The sequence below is a fragment of the Stutzerimonas stutzeri genome, from assembly GCF_024448895.1.
GTDB lineage: Bacteria > Pseudomonadota > Gammaproteobacteria > Pseudomonadales > Pseudomonadaceae > Stutzerimonas > Stutzerimonas stutzeri_Q.
Genome location: NZ_JAMOIC010000041.1, coordinates 1 through 17,937 on the forward strand (window position 1 = coordinate 1; position 17,937 = coordinate 17,937).

Annotated in this window: 15 protein-coding genes and 2 pseudogenes; 5 read left to right on the forward strand and 12 right to left on the reverse strand. The window is 57.8% G+C overall.

All coding sequences use genetic code 11. From position 1 onward, the window contains the following. The 8 genes from NA619_RS24025 to otsB all read right to left on the reverse strand — a co-directional run. A partial coding sequence (locus NA619_RS24025) for a DEAD/DEAH box helicase (protein ID WP_255964326.1) occupies positions 1 to 985 on the reverse strand: 985 nt, incomplete at its 3' end. Then, a complete protein-coding gene (locus tag NA619_RS24030; protein ID WP_255964327.1) occupies positions 982 to 1,683 on the reverse strand; it encodes a hypothetical protein in 702 nt (233 codons plus the stop codon). The genes NA619_RS24025 and NA619_RS24030, both read right to left, overlap by 4 nt. Before the next feature lie 995 nt (positions 1,684 to 2,678). Beyond that, a complete protein-coding gene (locus NA619_RS24035) occupies positions 2,679 to 3,107 on the reverse strand; it encodes a DUF2214 domain-containing protein (protein WP_255964328.1) in 429 nt (142 codons plus the stop codon). A 55-nt stretch (positions 3,108 to 3,162) separates the two neighbouring features. Next, positions 3,163 to 3,600 carry a DUF6152 family protein gene (locus NA619_RS24040; protein ID WP_255964329.1) on the reverse strand — a complete coding sequence of 146 codons (438 nt, stop codon included), beginning with the start codon at positions 3,598 to 3,600 and terminating at the stop codon, positions 3,163 to 3,165. Between the two features lie 583 nt (positions 3,601 to 4,183). Beyond that, positions 4,184 to 5,095, reverse strand: a complete 912-nt coding sequence (locus NA619_RS24045) for a DMT family transporter (protein ID WP_255964330.1) — start codon at positions 5,093 to 5,095, stop codon at positions 4,184 to 4,186. Continuing rightward, positions 5,095 to 5,739, reverse strand: a complete 645-nt coding sequence (gene can, locus NA619_RS24050) for a carbonate dehydratase (protein ID WP_255964331.1) — start codon at positions 5,737 to 5,739, stop codon at positions 5,095 to 5,097. Before can ends, NA619_RS24045 begins: the two co-directional genes overlap by 1 nt. 78 nt (positions 5,740 to 5,817) lie before the next feature. Next, positions 5,818 to 7,227, reverse strand: a complete 1,410-nt coding sequence (otsA, locus tag NA619_RS24055; RefSeq protein ID WP_255964332.1) for an alpha,alpha-trehalose-phosphate synthase (UDP-forming) — start codon at positions 7,225 to 7,227, stop codon at positions 5,818 to 5,820. Between the two features lie 9 nt (positions 7,228 to 7,236). Continuing rightward, positions 7,237 to 8,019 carry a trehalose-phosphatase gene (otsB, locus tag NA619_RS24060; protein WP_255964333.1) on the reverse strand — a complete coding sequence of 261 codons (783 nt, stop codon included), beginning with the start codon at positions 8,017 to 8,019 and terminating at the stop codon, positions 7,237 to 7,239. Between the two features lie 185 nt (positions 8,020 to 8,204). On the opposite strand from otsB, the gene NA619_RS24065 reads away from it, so the two are divergent. Then, on the forward strand, positions 8,205 to 8,744 hold the full coding sequence (locus NA619_RS24065) for a hypothetical protein (protein WP_255964334.1): 540 nt from the start codon (positions 8,205 to 8,207) through the stop codon (positions 8,742 to 8,744). Positions 8,745 to 8,844: 100 nt separating this feature from the next. Here NA619_RS24065 and rimI read toward each other — a convergent pair whose 3' ends face one another. Genes rimI through NA619_RS24080 form a run of 3 tightly spaced genes read right to left on the reverse strand, consistent with a single transcriptional unit; the run spans position 8,845 to position 11,673 of the window. Next, entirely contained in the window at positions 8,845 to 9,297 is a 453-nt protein-coding gene (gene rimI / locus NA619_RS24070) for a ribosomal protein S18-alanine N-acetyltransferase (protein ID WP_255964335.1), read from the reverse strand. Beyond that, the gene (locus NA619_RS24075; RefSeq protein ID WP_255964336.1) at positions 9,290 to 10,129 is read right to left on the reverse strand and encodes an energy transducer TonB; all 840 of its coding nucleotides are present in this window, start codon (positions 10,127 to 10,129) and stop codon (positions 9,290 to 9,292) included. The genes rimI and NA619_RS24075 overlap by 8 nt, the downstream gene beginning before the upstream one ends. Further along, positions 10,126 to 11,673: a 2-isopropylmalate synthase gene (locus NA619_RS24080; RefSeq protein WP_255964337.1), complete on the reverse strand. Its 1,548-nt coding sequence runs from the start codon at positions 11,671 to 11,673 to the stop codon at positions 10,126 to 10,128. The genes NA619_RS24075 and NA619_RS24080 overlap by 4 nt, the downstream gene beginning before the upstream one ends. A 188-nt stretch (positions 11,674 to 11,861) precedes the next feature. Here NA619_RS24080 and mksB point away from each other — a divergent pair, with 188 nt between their 5' ends. The 4 genes and pseudogenes from mksB to NA619_RS24100 all read left to right on the forward strand — a co-directional run. Further along, positions 11,862 to 13,103: an Mks condensin complex protein MksB gene (mksB, locus tag NA619_RS24085; RefSeq protein WP_255964338.1), complete on the forward strand. Its 1,242-nt coding sequence runs from the start codon at positions 11,862 to 11,864 to the stop codon at positions 13,101 to 13,103. 121 nt (positions 13,104 to 13,224) lie between these two features. Then, entirely contained in the window at positions 13,225 to 13,911 is a 687-nt protein-coding gene (gene mksE / locus NA619_RS24090; RefSeq protein WP_255964339.1) for an Mks condensin complex protein MksE, read from the forward strand. Next, positions 13,908 to 16,754: an Mks condensin complex protein MksF gene (gene mksF, locus NA619_RS24095; RefSeq protein ID WP_255964340.1), complete on the forward strand. Its 2,847-nt coding sequence runs from the start codon at positions 13,908 to 13,910 to the stop codon at positions 16,752 to 16,754. Before mksE ends, mksF begins: the two co-directional genes overlap by 4 nt. A gap of 141 nt (positions 16,755 to 16,895) precedes the next feature. After that, positions 16,896 to 17,036: pseudogene (locus NA619_RS24100) on the forward strand (substrate-binding domain-containing protein); the annotation flags it as partial. On the opposite strand, the pseudogene NA619_RS25165 reads toward NA619_RS24100, so the two are convergent. Next, positions 17,031 to 17,201: pseudogene (locus NA619_RS25165) on the reverse strand (NADH:flavin oxidoreductase); the annotation flags it as partial. The pseudogenes NA619_RS24100 and NA619_RS25165 overlap by 6 nt on opposite strands. Positions 17,202 to 17,937 lie beyond the last annotated feature (736 nt).

The window sequence follows — 17,937 nt, forward strand, 5'->3', positions numbered from 1 at the left end:
CACCGTCATATATGAATTTCTTACTTACAAATATCAATACTGAACCACCTGCTAGGAGCACCTCCTTCACAGGATCGAAATCTACCTCGAATTTATTTTTCTTCTTGTAACCATCAGGCAAAAAAGGGGAGAAATAGCTGTAACTACCCGTTAGCGAATCTCGTTCGATGTATATTTTACCTACAGCGTTTTGGCGATATACGTGTGACTCGGAGCACTCACCTTCGAAGCCGTGCTTAATCAACTGCGCACCGGGATTCTCAACAAAGGGGTGAACGAAGATTTTCTTTGCATCCTTGAATACTTTATCCGAACGGCGAACCAGCGCGTCAAAAGTCACCCCTCTGATGCTTTCTTCGGATATCTGCGCTTCATCAAATATGAACATTCCTATATTAAAACGACCACTCAGCCTAAAAAGATCCGCGCAACGCTCGGGGGTGACAATAAACACCCGCTTAGCAACTCTTGCCCTATTTACATCATCAATAAATTGAAGGACTAATATGTCTTTTCGACCTTGGACGATATTGCGCACAGTGATTAGATATTCAGAAATCAAAGCCCTGGAGGGAAGCACTATGACTATATCGCAGTTGTAGCCCAACACTAACTCTCTGAGGAGGTGAGACTTTCCAGCACTAGTAGGGGCTGAGAACGAAAAATATTTGTTGGCATCGATTTTCTTGCGAATGCTCGCCTGAATAGGTGTCAGAGTCTGCCCGTATTCATTTTCGATTGACTCCTTAAACACCGAGAACACAAAGCTTATTAAGTCCTGCGGCTCCTCCACTTTATAAAATAGCCCAAGAACGTACATTAGCTTGGGTTCTTCCTCAGCAAATGTATCCGGGAAGTACTCTTTCAGATACGCAAGCGTCTCCAGAAGCTCTTGGTCGACTGGCCCATCCTTGCTTATAGACGATATTATTTCCCTTAGAACGCTTTTAGGGTCGCGTATACTTAATATCTCAGCCGGGGTCATATGACTACACCAATTATATACAGCTCGTCACACAGGCTAGCCAAGGCTTCGATATTAACGTTATCCAAAGCGTTATCTAAGATGGCCATCGGATTGGCGGAGGAGACGGAGAAAGCCAATGCGATGCCCCGCGAACCTTGATAAATAAACGCTTCCAGAGCAGGCGTCGATACAAAATGTTGAAGAAATAAGCAATCACCTTTATCTTTCCCAAGACTAAGGAAGCTTATCACTTGCTTGGCAGCTTCATCATATGGATTAGCGCTAGATTTATACTTGGCTTCGCCGAATGAGATTACGTTACCCAGACTTTCTGAATGAAAATCGAAGCCATGATTCCCTGTTATTTTCTCTTTCCATAGTTCAGAAATAGGCACAATCTCATGCCCAAACGCTTCAGCGAGCCCTTTCGAGGCGGAGCAAGAGACGAGATATTCTCCAACATCACTGGTCAATTCGTCGTTAATCGCTCCAAACTTAGCCACCAGCTTCGCCACAGTCCTTAACGCTGTTTGCTCAAAACTTAGCCTGGGCACTATATCGAGCTTGTCAATCCAAATGACATCCTGAACCGCATCTATCAACTCGAGTACAGCCACCGAAATATTTGAAGCATCTACCAACATTACTTTAACAGAGGCTATAGGTTCAACTTCGAAATCCTCGGAAAGCAGCTCTTTATAAAATAAGATATTCAAGGCTTCACCGCCGACCAAACATTCTTAACCCGCATTAACCCAACTACGAATGCTGCCAAGTATATTGAAGAAGCCGGCGTGCATCTGCCATAAACCGATTCGAGGGGACACACAAGCGTGAAAGGATACGGGCGAATAGTTCGAATAATGCTTGCCCGCTGACAACTGTGGCTAATTAGACCAATAGCCTTTTTGAAAAACATATTTCTTTGGCGAGCCATCGACTGCGCATCCGTGCATTGGCATATTGCCATTAAGACGTAAAGCTAGCGCGTGGTAGCAGCCAAGTAAACAGTGGCGTGACTACATTCGCAGCTTTTCCAGCAAGATACTGGATTAGCCTGGTGACGAGTTGGCTGGAGGCCCTTCAATATGGCATTTTCTGGCCTTGCGGGGCATCGCGCAGGTGATTCATATTGCTGGGGTCCGGGGTTCAAGTCCCTGCGTAGCCACCAAATTCAAGAAAGGGTTCAGTGAAAGCTGAGCCCTTTTTTTGTGGGCCGTCGTTTAGCCAAACATCATCAAGAGCAGACCCATGAGAGATATCTTCGACAACATCCGCGCTGAACGCGCGCGCCCTTCCGCTCCGCCGTCGCTACTCCATCCAGTCAATACGCTGGACTCTGGAAACAGATGGCCATCGGCATCGTGGTCGGGCACCTGTCGCTGGGGTTGAGTTTGGTGCAGTGATCTGGATGGCTGTTGCGCAGGTGCTTGTTGGGGATTTGCAGATCGTTATGCCGTGGTCCGGGAAGCAGGAGTAAGACTGCGGCCACGTCTCCATTGAAAACTGAAAGTCCTCACACCCATACAAGGCTTAATCGAATAAACCTTCCAGTAGCCGGGTGCGAGTTACGCTCACGTGAATAAGCGCGAACGCCTGCTCTTGTGCTGGCTGATATGAACGGCCAGATGAACACCTTCCCTAGAAAAACCGCCAGAGCTAGCAGAGTCGATAATGGGCTGCGCCGCTAACTTGCACCCGATAACTCATCTCAGACAAAGCCGATCCACCGGCCAGCTACAAGGATCGAAAGCCAAAGAATGGCGGAAGCGGCGGCCAGGACGCGGACCTGCACAGTTGGCTGGCCGCTGCGCAGCGCGGTGTCGAAGCGCTCGCCGCGATGCTGGAGTGCGATGTTGCAGACCGCCAGCACCAGCAGTGCCGCCTTGCATAGGAAGGCCGGATTCTCCGCATACTCCACTGGCTTCACTGAGAACAACCAAAGCCCTGTTAAAACCGCAAGTGTGGCGCCGGCTGCGGCTGCACGCACAAGAAATGGTCCAAGGACCACCAGATCTCGGCCGCGCGTTGAGCGCAAAAGGAGCAAATCGAGCGGCAGAATCGCGCCTAAGAGTAGCCCTGTGCCAAGGATGTGAGCGGCATTGACGACGAGATAGGCGATCCAATATTCCTGCAGCAATACGGTACCGGGCCAGCCAGCAATCGACTGCAGGAAATCTGTCATCGCCGTGTCGTCATTCCTTGATGCGCTCCGGATACATGTCGTATTGCTTGCCGCCGACCGTAATGCGCACGGCTTTCATACGCGCTTCGTTCGGCTCCTTGGTTCGGTTGCCGAGTACGGTGATGCCATCCCCCACCTCGGCGGCATCGCCGGTGAAACCGGAGCGTTGCGTCTGGTTTGGATTACCCAGATCGACCTGCCATGAACGTCCGTCTTGAGCCTCTACGCGCAGGGCTGGGTGAGGTGGCGCCATCGAGATCTCGGTAATCGTCCCTTTTAACTCCGATTGTTCTTCTTCCGCCCAGGCCCAGCCGTGGTGAGCGAAGGACTGTGATGTAAACAGCACCATCGCTGTGGCGAAAAACACTATGGCCATTCGATTCACAACATCGCGCGCCGTGTTGATGATTGCTCGGGTGGCGATTTGGCGTTCGCTTGATACCGGCACGAGCATGCTCCTACGGGGGAATAAAAGAGAATGGGCACATCAAAGTGGCTTCCGCATTTATGGGTGCTAGAAATGCCTGGGCCACCGTCCTTAAGTGTGATGCTGCTTCTTCAAACTTCCGCATTGGCCAATTCGAAAAGTGATGCCGCAGGCTCGCTGGCTGTTCCCACCCGACGCTGGCGCGGCCTTTTAAGCAAAGGACAATATATGGGCGAGCGGTAGCTGAGCCGATTACTGGTATAGGCCCTTCCAGAGAAGCCGCCCTATCCAGGTTCAACTTTGGTAATGGGCCGTGTCAGCTCCTAATGCGCAACCCGTCAGTGGCGCGGCCGGCCCCACCAATACGGCATCAGACGACGCTGTCTCAGTGAATGCCAAGGTGGACGCAGGCGCAGCCATGCTCATTCGTCAGCATAGGCTCGCCTCGACGGCGACAAGTAGCCGCCAGGCAGGCACGCAGTAAATTGGCGTATCCCCGGCGTGCCAGGGCGCCGCGCTAGAAGGAAGGATCATGTCGTAGCGCTATGACTTGCCGCGCGACGACTTTAATCGTGTATACGAGAACCAAAAATGGTAACAACCACTAGCGAACCGCGCTGCGCACCGTCGTTCGGGTTGCCAGCAGCAGACCGGCAAAGATCAACCCGCCACCAATCCAGTGGAAGACTTGCAAGCCCTCCCCCAGCAGCAGCCAACCGAGGATCGCGGTGAACACCGGCATCAGGTAAGTCGCCATCGATGCTTTGGCAGCGCCGACGATTTTGACGCCGTGGTTCCAGGACAGATAAGCCACCAGCGAGGCGAAAACGGCGGTGTAGGCAATTACCGAAAGGTTGGTAGGAGTGGGAGCGAAGCCGCCGACGTTACTGAGTTCAACCAGATAGAACGGCAGGATCAGCGGCGTGCCCAACAGCATCAATACACCCAACAAGGTCAGAGGCGGCACTTGCAGAAAGCCCACCCAGCGCCGCAGTGACAGCGTGTACAGCGCCCAGACCAACACCGCCACGAGCATGATCAGATCGCCCGACTTGAAGGCGAGACTGGTAAAGGCGTCCCAGCTGCCGCGGCTGATCAGGTAGACCAGTCCCACCGCAGCGATGCCGAGGCCAAACCAGGCCCGGCGCGCCGGCCACTCACCCAGCAGCAGCCCGCCGCCGATAAAGGTGAACAGCGGCAGGCAGGTGTTGACCAGCGTGAGATTGATCGCCTCGGTGCTTTGCGCAGCGGTGTACAGCAACGAGTTATAACTGCTGACGCCCAACGCGGCGACGACGGGCAGCCGCCAGCCAGCAGCGCGCAGCGTCGCACGGTGTGTCCAGATGGAGCGCGCAACGAAGGGCAGTAGCAAGCAGGTTGCAAGGGTCCAGCGCCAGAACGCGAGGCCCAGTGGCGGAATCTCGTCATGAAACGCGCGTGCCACCAGTGCGTTGCCTGCCCAGCAGAGCACCGCGAGCAGCAGACCGGCGAAGGCCCATCCTTGACGCGTACCCATCAGACCGGCCGACGCGTGCGCAGACGGTACTGCGGCGGCAGCTGATCGAGTCCGCTGATGGTGACGTTGAGATTCTTCCAGATGCCATCTTTGATGCCGTAAATGCAGCCGTGCACGGACAGCGGCTGGTCGCGGTGCCAGGCGTTCTGGACGATGTTGGTGTGGCTGACGTTGGCGACCTGCTGAATCACGTTGAGCTCGCAGAGGCGATCGACCTGTGCTTCCTCTGTAGGGAAACTCGCGATGTGCTCGCGGTGCTCGTAATAGAGGTCGCGAATGGTGCGCAGCCAGCCGTCGATGAGGCCCAGCTGATCGTCGCGCATGGACGCCCGCACGCCGCCACAGCCGTAATGGCCGGTGACGAGGATGTGTTTGACCTTGAGTACATCGACCGCGTATTGAATCACCGAAAGGCAATTGAGATCAGTGTGCAGCACCACGTTGGCGACATTACGGTGGACGAACAAATCGCCCGGTAACAGGCCGACAATCTCATTGGCGGGAACACGAGCATCGGAGCAACCGATCCAGAGATATTCCGGCACCTGTTGCTGGGCGAGCTTGGTGAAGAACGTCGGGTCTTCCTCGATGATCGCTTCAGCCCAGCGCGCGTTGTTCTCGAATAACTGTTGAAGCTCGTTCATCGCCTGCCCCTTCCATTCCGACACGCACGTTACGAACCGGTTGGCGTTTTGACAAGCACGCCAACCGGCACGTCACGTCTAAACGGCGAATAGGGGGTTTGACGGCACTTCGGCTCTGGGGCGCGAAGAGAACGCGCGCAGGTCACGCAGGAAGTTGTCGCGCCAGGCATCCAGATCTGCGGCGCGAATGGCACGCATCATGTGTTCGTAGCGGTCCTTGCGTTCGGTGAGCGACATACGCATGGCCCGGTCGAGGGCTTCGGCCATGCCAATGCAATCGTAGGGATTGATGATCAGCGCGGAAGTCAGTTCACGAGCGGCGCCGGCGAAGCGCGACAATACCAGCACGCCAGGGTCTTCCGGGTCCTGCGAGGCGACGAACTCCTTGGCGACGAGGTTCATCCCGTCCCGCAGAGGCGTGACGAAGCCAATGTCGGACTGGCGGAACAGCCCCATCAACGAACGGCGATCATGGCTCTTGTTGAGGTAATGCAGCGGCGTCCAGTCGAGATCCGACAGCCAGCCGTTGATATGACCGGCAGCACTTTCAAGCTGCTGACGGATGTTCTGATAGGTCTTTACGTCCGATCGTGACGTGGGCGCGATCTGGATGAACTCAACGGCGCGACGGTGCTCCGGATAGCGATCAAGAAATGCCTCGTACGCCTTGAAGCGCTCGACCAGCCCTTTCGAATAATCCAGCCGATCTACGCTGATGATCTTCTTGCGGTCGACGTCGGTGGTCCGCCGCATGGGCTTGCTGCGTCCCTTGTAGGACTCAGCCAATTTCTGGATCTCGTCCGGCACCACGCCAATGGGGTAAACCCCGGCACGGAAGTTTTGCCCGTATGCCGTCAGGCTGCCGTCCGATTCGAGAATGCCGCGGACCTCGCGCGTCATGTAGTCCTGAAATGCCAAGCGATCGGTTTCGGTCTGGAAGCCAATGAGGTCATAGAAACACAACGTTTTCAGCAGCTCGTTGTGCGGCGGAATGACCGTGAGGATTTCCGGCGGCGGGAAAGGGATGTGCAGGAAGAAACCAATGCGGTTGCGGATCCCTAGCTGACGGCAGGCTTCGGCAAAGGGAATCAGATGGTAATCATGAATCCAGATGATGTCGTCCGGCTCGAGCAGCGGCTTGAGCTTCTCCGCTAGCATGGCGTTGACCCGCCTGTAGCCTTCGTACTCCTGACGGTTGTATCGCGCAAGATCGATTCGGTAGTGAAAGATCGGCCAGAGCGTGGCGTTGGAGAAGCCGCGGTAATACTGGTCGTAGTCCTGCTTGGTCAGCCCCATGGTCACGTAGGTGATGTTGCCGATGGTTTCGCTATTGGTCTGCGGCGTGCTGCTTACGTCACCGCTCCAGCCGAACCAGATGCCACCGGCCTGACGCAACGCGTCATAAACGCCGACTGCAAGCCCGCCAGCAGCGACCTTCCCCGGTTTGATCGGCGCTACCCGGTTGGAAACCACTACTAGTCGGCTCATCGCTCATTCTCACTTCATTCTGGATTCAGTTGATTGTTGCGGCTGCTCGGCCAACACGGCGAGCAAGCTTTCCAGCCAGTCGCCGACAGCTTCTACCGAGTCCAAACGCTGCGTGGCCTCGGTCGGGCCGGTGCCCACTTTGATGGTCAATCCGCCCAACTCGTTGACGACCTTGAAGCCTGCCTCATCAGTGAGGTCGTCCCCCACGAACACGGGCATAAGTCCTCTGAACGGCGGTTCTTGCATGAAGGTGCGGATTACCTCGCCCTTACTGGCGCCACGGGGTTTGAGTTCGAACACACATTTGCCCGGCTGCAGGGCCAGCACGTCGCCGTAACGCTCGACAAAGGTTTCTGCCAGCTCGCGCGCGACGTCCTCCAGCTCGGGAGCGAGGCGGAAATGGAGGGCGAAGGCAACGGTCTTGTTCTCCAGCGATAGGCCCGGATGCCTAGCGCAGGCCTGCTCCAGATCACGGTGGATGGCGTTGAAGACTTCGTCGTCCAGGGCGAGGTTGCGCATGTCACCGTCGGCCGTACGGCGTTCAGCGCCGTGCACGCCGGCTGCAGGTAGGCGCAAGGGCGAAAGCAGTGCATCGAGCTGGCTGAGCGGACGCCCGGAAATTACGGCTACGGGCACCTCACTGAGATGCAGCTGCTCCAGTGCGACCAGCGAGCGAGGCGGGATGGAAACGAGTTCGGGACGAGGCTGAATTTCCGCCAGCGTGCCGTCGACATCGAAGAAAAAAGCGCAGCGCCGGACCTCTAGTCCGGGTCGTTCATTGGGTTCGTTCATGCTCCTTCAGACTCCGAATCGTCGATGGTGGTTCGCACTAATTTGAAGCGCCACAAGCGCTTAGGCGCAAACGCGGCTCCTTGCAGCTTGGTTCATAAACCCCGAGCCGGCCAGCGGTATCGCTGAATCTTCCCAGTGACGCCGGGTCACAAACTGCAAGACCGCAGCTCACGCAGGAGGTTGTCATGAACGATCAGAAGCCCTACACCCCCACTGAAATCGACGACACCGAGGACCGAATGGGCTCCATCGAGCAGCTCGATTTCAATCAGCGCCGCGACGACCGCACGGGCCGCATCGGTGATGAAGTACCTGCCGGAGAAGCCGAAAATGACTTCCCACCGGAGCGTGTCGCCGAGGCGGGTATGACCGCTGGTGAGGTGCCCGATGGCGATACGACAATGGATGACATGTCACCAGAGACGCTGATTCCTGAAGACGGTGCGCGTTCGCCCAATGAGCGCGGTCACGGCGGGCCCGCCGATCAGGAACTCAGCGAAGTTTCCGGTCATAGCATCGGAGCCGACGTGGATCTGGACGAAGCAGAAGAGGGTCGCGTCCATCCTCTGGACGGCAAACCCTGGGACGGCCCTGCGGATGGCGATACGGACACTGGCCTCAGCAGCGGTGATGCCGTGCTGCACGAGAACGATGACGTGATGGACGATGAGGAACTCGAAGGGGACGCCCCGCTCGATTCCGGACGGGACAAGCTGCCACGGTAGTGCCAGCTCTGAAGCTGCGCCCTGGCCGAGCGCCCACATGCTCCGCATATAAAAGAAAGCCCGACTCATGCGAGTCGGGCTTTCCGGTTTCAAGGCCTCGTCAGTCGAGCAGTGTGCAGGCCATCACCAGCGCATCCTCACGCCCATCGGCGGACGGATAGTAGCCGCGGCGGCGCCCTATCTCGTTGAAACCGTAGCGCTCATAGAGCCGGTAAGCCGATGTATTACTTGCGCGCACTTCGAGAAAGCATTCGCGTCCACCGCGCGCCTGCGCGCGCTGCATCAGGTGTTCGAGCAGGCGCAAGCCAAGCCCGTGCCCCTGGCTCTGCGGCTTGACGGTAATGTTGAGCAGATGCGCTTCGTCGAGAATGACGTTGATGACGCCATGACCCACCTGCTGGTCCCCTTCCGACATGATCCAGCATTCGTACGCACTCAGGGCGTCAGTAAAGACTCCGCGGGTCCACGGATGGCTGAAGGCGGCATATTCTATTTTCAGGACGGTCTCGAGATCCGCCTCAGTCATTGGGCGGAAGCTTACTGCATCACTCATGAACACTACTCGTGGATCCACTCAGACCAATCACCCATCGCGGCATGCTACGGCGCATGGCTTTCCATAGTTGCGCCTTGCTTGCTGGCTGCTCCATCAGCTGTTCGAGACCAGGCATCGTCAGCGCTACGCCCAAGCCTTCAACGGTGAGTTCGCGATAGCAAGCATCAGGCTCGACTTCCCCGGCGAACCGCAATGCCGGTGAGCCAATCAACCAGAGACAGGCACAGCCCATTTCTTCCAGTTCAGCCGCCACCACGCCTTGCACGTAGTCGCGCGCGGCCTCAGCACCCTGATCAAGGCTACCGCGGTGGAGCAGCGGCCAGCGAATCGGTTCGCCATCGCCGACCTGCTGCGGTTTGTCCGGCAGTTTGGCGGCGCGCAACAGGTCCTTTAGGAGAATGTAGGCAGGGTCCCGGCTCTGAAACGACTCCCCGGTCGGCAACTCGACCAGCAGCATCACGTTTCCGGCTCGCATCAACTGCAATGCGAAGCGAGGTGGCGGCACGGCAGCCTTCTGCTCAACTATCGACGCCTGCTCCTCGCTGACAACCGGCTTCTTGGGTTCTGGCATGGCGATACGTGGCATGACGGCGCGTACCGCATCCGCTGCCGGGCTTGCCGTTGCGGGGGCAACTGCCTTGGCCGCTGGCGGGGCCGGCTGAGCAGCAGGTTGCTCAAGCTCAATAATTGGCGACGGCTCGGTTTCGGTTGCGACGAACTGAAGCAGTTCCGGCCGCGACGGGGCGGCGAATGGCAATTCGGTCCGCGGCAGCCACGTGGTGATCTGCATCGCGTCGAGAAAAGCCCGACGCCGACTCTCGGTAATCAAACCCCTGCCACCTGCGGATGCGCCTTGGCGCCGACCTGCATCAGGTTGAGTGCGTTCAGGTAGGCCTTGGCTGAGGCTACGACGATATCCGTATCGGCGCCGTTGCCGTTGACGATGCGCCCGCCCTTCTCCAGCCGTACCGTAACCTCGCCCTGCGAGTCGGTGCCCTTGGTGATGGCGTTGACTGAGTAGAGCTGCAAGGTAGCGCCGGAATTGGCCACCGACTCGATGGCCTTGAAGGTCGCATCTACCGGGCCCGAGCCTTGCCCAGAGGCTGGCAGCTCAGCGCCGTCAACGCTGAGGACGAGCTTGGCATCCGGTATTTCGCCGGTCTTGCTCGCAACCTCGAGCGTCACCAGCTTGAAGTGTTCCTGAACGTCTTCGGCGAGCGTATCGGACACAAGCGCCTGAAGATCTTCGTCGAAGATTTCGTGTTTCTTGTCGGCCAGCTCCTTGAAGCGGGCAAATGCGGCATTCAGTTCGCCCTCGCCAGAAAGGACGATGCCCAGCTCTTCGAGACGTGACCGAAACGCGGCGCGCCCAGAGTGCTTGCCCATGACCATCTTGTTTGCGTTCCAACCCACCGATTGAGCGGACATGATCTCGTAGGTCTCACGATGCTTGAGCACGCCGTCCTGATGGATACCGGATTCGTGGGCGAAAGCATTGGCGCCGACGATGGCCTTGTTTGGCTGCACCGGGAAGCCGGTTATCCCCGAAACCAGGCGCGACGCACTGAGAATGTGCTCGGTCTCTATTCGAGTGTGCACATCGAGCAGATCCTGGCGAGTCTTGATAGCCATGACGATTTCTTCAAGCGCAGCGTTACCTGCACGCTCACCGAGACCGTTGATGGTGCACTCGACTTGTCGAGCGCCGGCCACTACCGCTGCCAGCGAGTTGGCGACGGCGAGGCCAAGATCGTTGTGGCAATGAACGGAGAAAACCGCCTTGTCCGCGTTGGGAATACGCACCAGCAGTTGGCAGATCATGTCGGCGTATTGATGCGGAATGGCATAACCGACCGTATCGGGAATGTTGATGGTGCGCGCTCCGGCATCGATGGCGGCCTCGATGATCCGGCACAGGAAGTCGATCTCGGAGCGCCCGGCGTCTTCGCAGGAGAACTCCACATCGGCGCAGAGGTTGCGTGCTTTGGTCACCGCCCGCACGGCCTGCTCGACAACCTGATCCGGCTGCATGCGCAGCTTGTACTGCATGTGGATGGGGCTGGTGGCGATGAAGGTGTGGATGCGGCCCGAATTGGCACCAGCGAGGGCTTCGGCCGCGCGCTCGATATCGGCATCGACCGCGCGGGCAAGGCTGCACACAGTACTGTCCTTGATGTGGTCGGCAACCGCTTTGACCGCAGCGAAGTCGCCAGGGCTGGCAATGGCGAATCCGGCTTCGATCACGTCGACCTTGAGCCGCTCAAGCGCCTTGGCGATGCGCAGCTTTTCTTCGCCTGTCATGGAGGCACCGGGGCTCTGCTCGCCGTCTCGCAGGGTGGTATCGAAGATGATGACGCGGTCGTTGCTGCTCATGTCGAACTCCTCTCGGCCAGCCGTGCGGACTCAGGTGGCGCCTCAGATGTGAATTGTGGCCGGAAACCAGCAAAGCGGGAAGGCCGCGCGCCTCATTGGTCTGCCCCAGCGATCAGTTTGGGCTGATTTGCATTGGGCCGAGGCAGTACAATTGCGACCCATTTTTCCAGCCGACAGAACCGATTCAGATGATCGAACCCAAGCGCGTACTGCGTGCCCTTGCCGAACACTGGTCGTTGCTCGAGCCGCTTTGCGAGCGTTTCGACGCCGGCACCCTGAGCCTGATCGAGCTTCGACATCAGCTCGCCGCGCAATTACCGGAAGGCACACCTACCAACGTCACCGCCCTGCTCGATCAGTGGATCCGGCTGGACATCCTCGTCCCGGTGGCCAAGAGCCCCAATCGATTCGAGCTGAATGCTCAGATTCACGACTTTCTCGCCTATCTGCGCCGCGAGCACAGGCTCGGCCTCTGTCTGGAAATCGAAGCCTATCTGCGCCACCTGGAACGACTGGCCGGGCATATTCAAGATGCTTTCGAGATCCGCGATGGCCAGGACCTCGCCCGCCAGCTGCGCTTGCTCGACATGCGCGTGCGCGACGTGCTGAAAAAGCTCGCCAATGACGAGCAGGCTCTGATCGGCGTGGCAGACCGGGCCAAAACCAGTGATCGCCAGATACCGTTGCGTCAACGCTACGCCGAGGTCCTCGCGACCTGGGATGAATACGTGGAGCCGATGATTCAACTGGTCGCGGCCGATGGCGCATTTGAAAAGGGCGTGTACCGCGTCGAGCAGGTACTGATGAAGCTGCTCGGTGAACAGCAACGGCTTGGTCAACTGGTCGATGACGATCTGCTGTTGCGCACCCATGCGCGGATTCTGGAGATGCAGAGCACGGCTCAACTTACGCTGCGCCATGCCCGCGAACTGCTGTTGCCATTGCGTGAAGAGGCGCGCCGACATAACGCAGTGACGCGTGGCGCCGCCCTGGCCCTGTCTGCAATCCGCAAGAAAGGCCTGGACGCGGTGCCGCAAGCCTCTTTGCCACTGTTCACGCGACCTCAAAGCACCTTTCTCGGTTCTGCCAGCCAGGTTGAGGCGTACGTCTATGCACTGGCGCGCTTCGAACCGAAGCCGGCGCAGTTCCCACGAGCCACTAGCAAGCGCAAGGCGGATGCCCCTCGCTCGCCACTGACTGCCCGAGAAATGCTCGAGCGCTGCGAACAGGCGTTGCCTCTGCCTGACTTGATGCAATGGCTGCTGGACCAGGAGCCGGAGGGTGCTACCGATGAGCTGCTTTACTGGTTTTCGCGCCTATCCCGTGATGCACGCTTCCAGCGCGACCGTCTTGAGCGGCGCCAATACCTGACGCGCGAGCATCAGGTCAGCCTCAGCTCCTTCGCCCTGCTGGCCCCCCAAGATGGCTGAGCCCGACGTAGGGTCGACAACGCGAAGCTTGTCCGCCGCACCGGGTATCGCCCGCCTGGATTCAAACCCCTTTCGTGGAAAGCGCTTTGCGGTTTTCACCCGATGATTGGCAGAGTTGCGTATGAACATTGATCTGAAAGAAATGACCCAGCTGGCGCCGATCTTCCGCGAGCTGTTCAAGGGCTATCATCTGTCCCGGAGCGAGCCGGAGTGCTATGCGCAACTGTCCAACATGCAGGACCAGTACCGCGCATTGTTCAAGGCGCTCGGGTTCGAACTGGTATGCGACCCACGTGGGTTCTATTACTTCGTCCCTGAGCAGATGGGCGCCCAGGTAAACAAGACAGCCCAGCGCCTGGCACTCTTCACCTTCATTCTGGTGGAGCATTTGGCCGATCAGGGCCGCGACCCTCTCGCGGTACTAGACGGCGGCACTCTGGGTCGAGACGAACTGCCCGCGCTGCTCGATAAATATCGCGACCTGTTTCTTCAGGCCGAAGTCACTACGCAGGACGAGCTGGAAGAGAAGATCATCCGCCGCCTGACGCAGCTCGGCTTCGCTGAAGACAGCAACGGTGTCTATCGCTTTCTACCGCCGATGCACCGATTCCTTGATGTCTGTCTGTCGGTTCAGCAGGACCGTGATCTGGCAGCAAGCCTGCACAGCAGCGACCTGCCGCTGCCGGCACCTCAGCTAATCGCCGAGGAAGAAGAGGACGACATCATCCTCCTCGACCGGGACTCGAACGACTCTGATGAAGACGCTCTCGCACGCGCTATCGCTGAAGAAAAGGAGCTTGAAGCATGAGCCAGGAACGCTACGGCATTCGCCGCTTCGCCCTTCTGAACACTGCTGGCTACAGCCTTGGCATCTTCCCGCTGGAAACACCGTTATCGGTCTACGGTGCAAACAATCTGGGCAAGTCAGCCTCAATCAATGCGCTGCAGTTTCCAATCCTGGCGCGTATGACGGATATGAGTTTTGGCAAGTACAGCCTCGAGCAGTCGCGAAAGTTCTACTTTGCCAGTGACACCAGCTACATCCTGGTCGAGGTTGCCCTCCCTCACGGCCCGCATGTGATCGGCGTTGCGGGACGCGGTCCGGGCGGCGGATTTGGTCATCAATTCTTCGTCTATCAGGGCTCGCTGGACCTCGATCACTATCAGCAAAACGGCACCTGCCTGCGTCAACGCGAGCTGTTCGCCAATCTCGAGCGCGCCGGGATCAAGGCCTATGAAGCCAAGCCGGACGAACTGCGACGGCTGCTCGTCGGCGGCCATACCGCAATTCCTCTGGACATGACGCTAATTCCGCTGCGCTCTACCAGTGAGCAGAGCCTTAAAACCTTCCGCGCGCTGTTCATCAACCTGCTGCACATGCGGGAAATCACGGCAGCCAAACTCAAGCAGCTGTTCCTCGATGCCTTCGAGCACAGCCTGCGCTCTGGCAGCGTCGACTACATCGCCGCCACCGAGGAGGCCTTCCGCGACGTACGCCGCATGGAGCAGGATTATCAGGCGTTGGTTGCAGCCGGCCCGCTGGTCGAAGCGCTCGCAGCGGGCGTGGCGCAACGTGAGTTGTTACGCGGCAAGCTGCATCGCCTTTCCCCGCTGCTCGATTCGCTGCTCGGCACTTGGCAGGACTATGCGGGAGCACGCAAGGAAGAGCTGGTGATCCAGGCTGAGCACTATCGCCGTGAACAAGACGGTTTGCAGAACGAACAGCGCGGCGGCACGGCCGAGCTAATGCGATTGGAGCGTGAGATCAGCGAAATCCAGCATTGGCTGGGCGAGCTAGCTGCGCTGAACAACCGCTTTGCGTTGATTGATGACGCTCATGTGCTGGAGCAACAGCTGCTCTCGGCCAAGGACGCCCATGACGAACTGGCCGGAGCGCTGTCGCAATCGCGCCAATTTTCCAGCGAGGACCTTGATGAGCGTCTGCGTGATCTGGAGAAGCGGCTGAAGTCAGTTCGTCAGCAGCTCGATCATGCCGACAACAACAGCTATTCCCGTCTTCGTGAGGAGTTCGCACAGGCCGATGTCGATCGCCTGATGCGTCTGTTCAATAGCCAGCTCTTCAGCCTTCCGCTTAGTGAAAAAGGCATCGCAGTGGACGATGGGGATAACTGGGTGAAAACGCTCGAAGCAATACTCAACGGATTCAAAGGAGAGCGCTTCGAAGCACCCGGGCTATCCATCGACCTTTCACATATTGAGCCACCGGCACTTCAGGCGCTGGCTGATCGTGCGGCACTGCGTGACCAGAAAGATCGCCTAGAGCGTGAGCTCAAACAACTGAAAGCACAGCACTCGGTGGCGGTGGACCGTGCCGCGAGCAAGGCACAAGCCGAGCAGCTTTATCAACGTGTACTGGATGACCAGAAGGCACTTGAAGATTTCCGACGCTGTCAGACGCTAGCGGCCGAAGAAAAGAGCAAGCTGGAACTATTGGCTCAGGCCGAGGCCGCTCAAGACGAGCTCAAGCGAACCAGCGACGCCTTTACCGAACGCGTTCAGCACCTGTCGGCGAAACTGCAACTGGTAGGCCGTCAACTTGCGGATCTGGAAGCCAAAGAGCGCACGCTCGACGACGCGCTACGTCGCCGCCAGCTGCTGCCTGCAGACCTGCCCTTCGGTACGCCGTTCATGGACCCTGTGGACGACTCGCTCGATAACATCCAGCCGCTGCTCAACGACTATCAGGACAGCTGGCAGGGATTGCAGCGCGTTGATGGTCAGATCGAAGCGCTATATGCACAGGTGCGCCTCAAGGGCGTCGCCAAATTCGACAGTGAGGACGATCCTGAGCGTCGACTTCAACTGCTGGTGAATGCCTATGCACATCGTCAGGACGAGGCGCTTACGCTTGCCAAAGCCCGGCGCGCAGCCGTCACGGACATTGCGCGCACGCTTCGAAACATCCGCAGCGACTATGACAGCCTCGAGCATCAGCTTGCGCTGTTCAACCGTGAGATCAATAAGCGGCAGGTTTCGAACCTCGAGAGCTTCCGTATCGTGCTAGCTCCCAACAAGGATGCGCTGAAGCATATCGACCAGATTATTCATAGTGCAGGCCAGTACGAGCAAGGCGAGACCCTGTCCGTGTTCGACCTGCAGCAGAGCAGTGAACAGGACAGCAAGAATGAGGAAGCCAAGGAGTACCTGGCGCGCCTGGTTGCTGCGAATAACAACCAGCTCGGACTGAAGGATCTTTTTGAACTGTCTTTCGAGATCACCAAGGTCGGTGGCCAACCGGTAATCCATACCGATATCGACGGCGCCGCATCCAATGGTACGACGATGACCATCAAGGCGCTGACCAACATGTACCTGTTACTACACCTGATGGACCGCGAGCAGGCCGGTCGTATCCGCCTCCCCTACTACCTGGACGAAGCTGCCGACATCGACGAGCGAAACCAGCAGGCACTGATTGAAACCAGCCTGCAGTTGGGCTTCGTACCGATTCTGGCTTCAGTCAAACCGCAGGTATCGGCACACGTCGCTATTGACCTGGAAGGTGGTAGCAGCCCAAGTGGGATCTACATTGACGAAGCCGACTGGAAGTATATTCAGAAACGCGAGCAACCAAAGCCAAGCGATGCGGTTGCAAAAGAAGCAGCGCAGTCAGAGGTGGAGACTCTTTGAGTTGAAGTGAGCTTGGGCCGTCGCGCTTAGCTAAGCTGAGCCTAGGCTCGAGGGTTGTGCTTCAGGTCGGGCGGGCGCCATCTTGGACTGAGAGCTGCCAAGGGTGGACTCGTTGCGGCGGACTTAGGAGCACTTGGAAAGGAGGACATTTCGGTCGCCGGTTTCGATGACATCCCGTTCGCGGCCTTCTGTGACCCGCCGCTGACGACCATTGCTCAGCCCGCAGAAGCATTCAGGCGACATGCAGTCGAAATGCTCGTCGCGCAATTCGCGCATAGACCCTTCGGGTTGGACTGCCGAGGGTGCGACGTGACGGGCATGGTGAATGTTGCCCTGGGTCTGGGCGACGCCATGCATGAGCTGCACGATGAAGGCGGCGCCAGCCTGATGCACAGTCTCGACCAGGGGGACCCAGCTGTCGCGCTGAACATCGGTCGCCAGGCTTGGCGCCGGCCCCTGAAGAGCCTCCCGGCTTACTAACGCATTAGTTGATCCCTTCGGACGCTGCCTAACCTTAGGCTCGCAAGCGGGACTTGGCATGTGCGATCAGCTATTTCAACCAGGCGCAGGTAACGAATCCAATCCTTCAAATCAAATTTCTCAACGCTTTCCTGCTGGTCGTTAGTTCATAGGACGACTCACCCGGTCACACAGCGTGACATTCGGACTATTCCCTCTACCCAATAAGCCGTCGCCCATCCGCCTAGGCAGGAGGTTCACAGTTCGAATCGGATGGAAGTGCGCCCGGAGCTAGCAAGTGAGGATACATTTCTGAGCGCTGGGACTTGAAAGCCGTTCGGATAATTGGAGCCATTGGCACTTTTCAATACCTCAAGAAAACGCTGCTACCTAGAGCTCGTAAACAGCTGCCTTGATGCACTTAACCAATTTTACTTCTCGAAGGCCGCAGGCTAAGCCTACGCCGGCAGCCTGCCGCTTATCACGGCCACCAAACACCGTGCGGTGAGAGGCTGAGTGTTGAATAGGTCAGTCACAGGGCATAGGTCAGTCACAGGCACTTACGTCGCAGATGCTGCGTTGCCCAACCCTCTTAGCCGAGACGTTATCAACTGCGAACTTCCCAGCGCATCTCTTGCGTCTGCTCGCTGAGTTCAGCGATTCCGCTTGCCTAGCGGCCCAGCAGACTAATCCCTTTCTCAGGGCGGAATTGAGAAACGAGAAT

What these genes read in the sequence shown, in the direction of transcription:
- NA619_RS24045 (WP_255964330.1), bottom strand. Translation starts at nt 5,095, where the DNA reads ATGGGTACGCGTCAAGGATGGGCCTTCGCCGGTCTGCTGCTCGCGGTG.
- can (WP_255964331.1), bottom strand. Translation starts at nt 5,739, where the DNA reads ATGAACGAGCTTCAACAGTTATTCGAGAACAACGCGCGCTGGGCTGAA.
- otsA (WP_255964332.1), bottom strand. Translation starts at nt 7,227, where the DNA reads ATGAGCCGACTAGTAGTGGTTTCCAACCGGGTAGCGCCGATCAAACCG.
- otsB (WP_255964333.1), bottom strand. Translation starts at nt 8,019, where the DNA reads ATGAACGAACCCAATGAACGACCCGGACTAGAGGTCCGGCGCTGCGCT.
- NA619_RS24065 (WP_255964334.1), top strand. Translation starts at nt 8,205, where the DNA reads ATGAACGATCAGAAGCCCTACACCCCCACTGAAATCGACGACACCGAG.
- rimI (WP_255964335.1), bottom strand. Translation starts at nt 9,297, where the DNA reads ATGAGTGATGCAGTAAGCTTCCGCCCAATGACTGAGGCGGATCTCGAG.
- NA619_RS24080 (WP_255964337.1), bottom strand. Translation starts at nt 11,673, where the DNA reads ATGAGCAGCAACGACCGCGTCATCATCTTCGATACCACCCTGCGAGAC.
- mksB (WP_255964338.1), top strand. Translation starts at nt 11,862, where the DNA reads ATGATCGAACCCAAGCGCGTACTGCGTGCCCTTGCCGAACACTGGTCG.
- mksE (WP_255964339.1), top strand. Translation starts at nt 13,225, where the DNA reads ATGAACATTGATCTGAAAGAAATGACCCAGCTGGCGCCGATCTTCCGC.
- mksF (WP_255964340.1), top strand. Translation starts at nt 13,908, where the DNA reads ATGAGCCAGGAACGCTACGGCATTCGCCGCTTCGCCCTTCTGAACACT.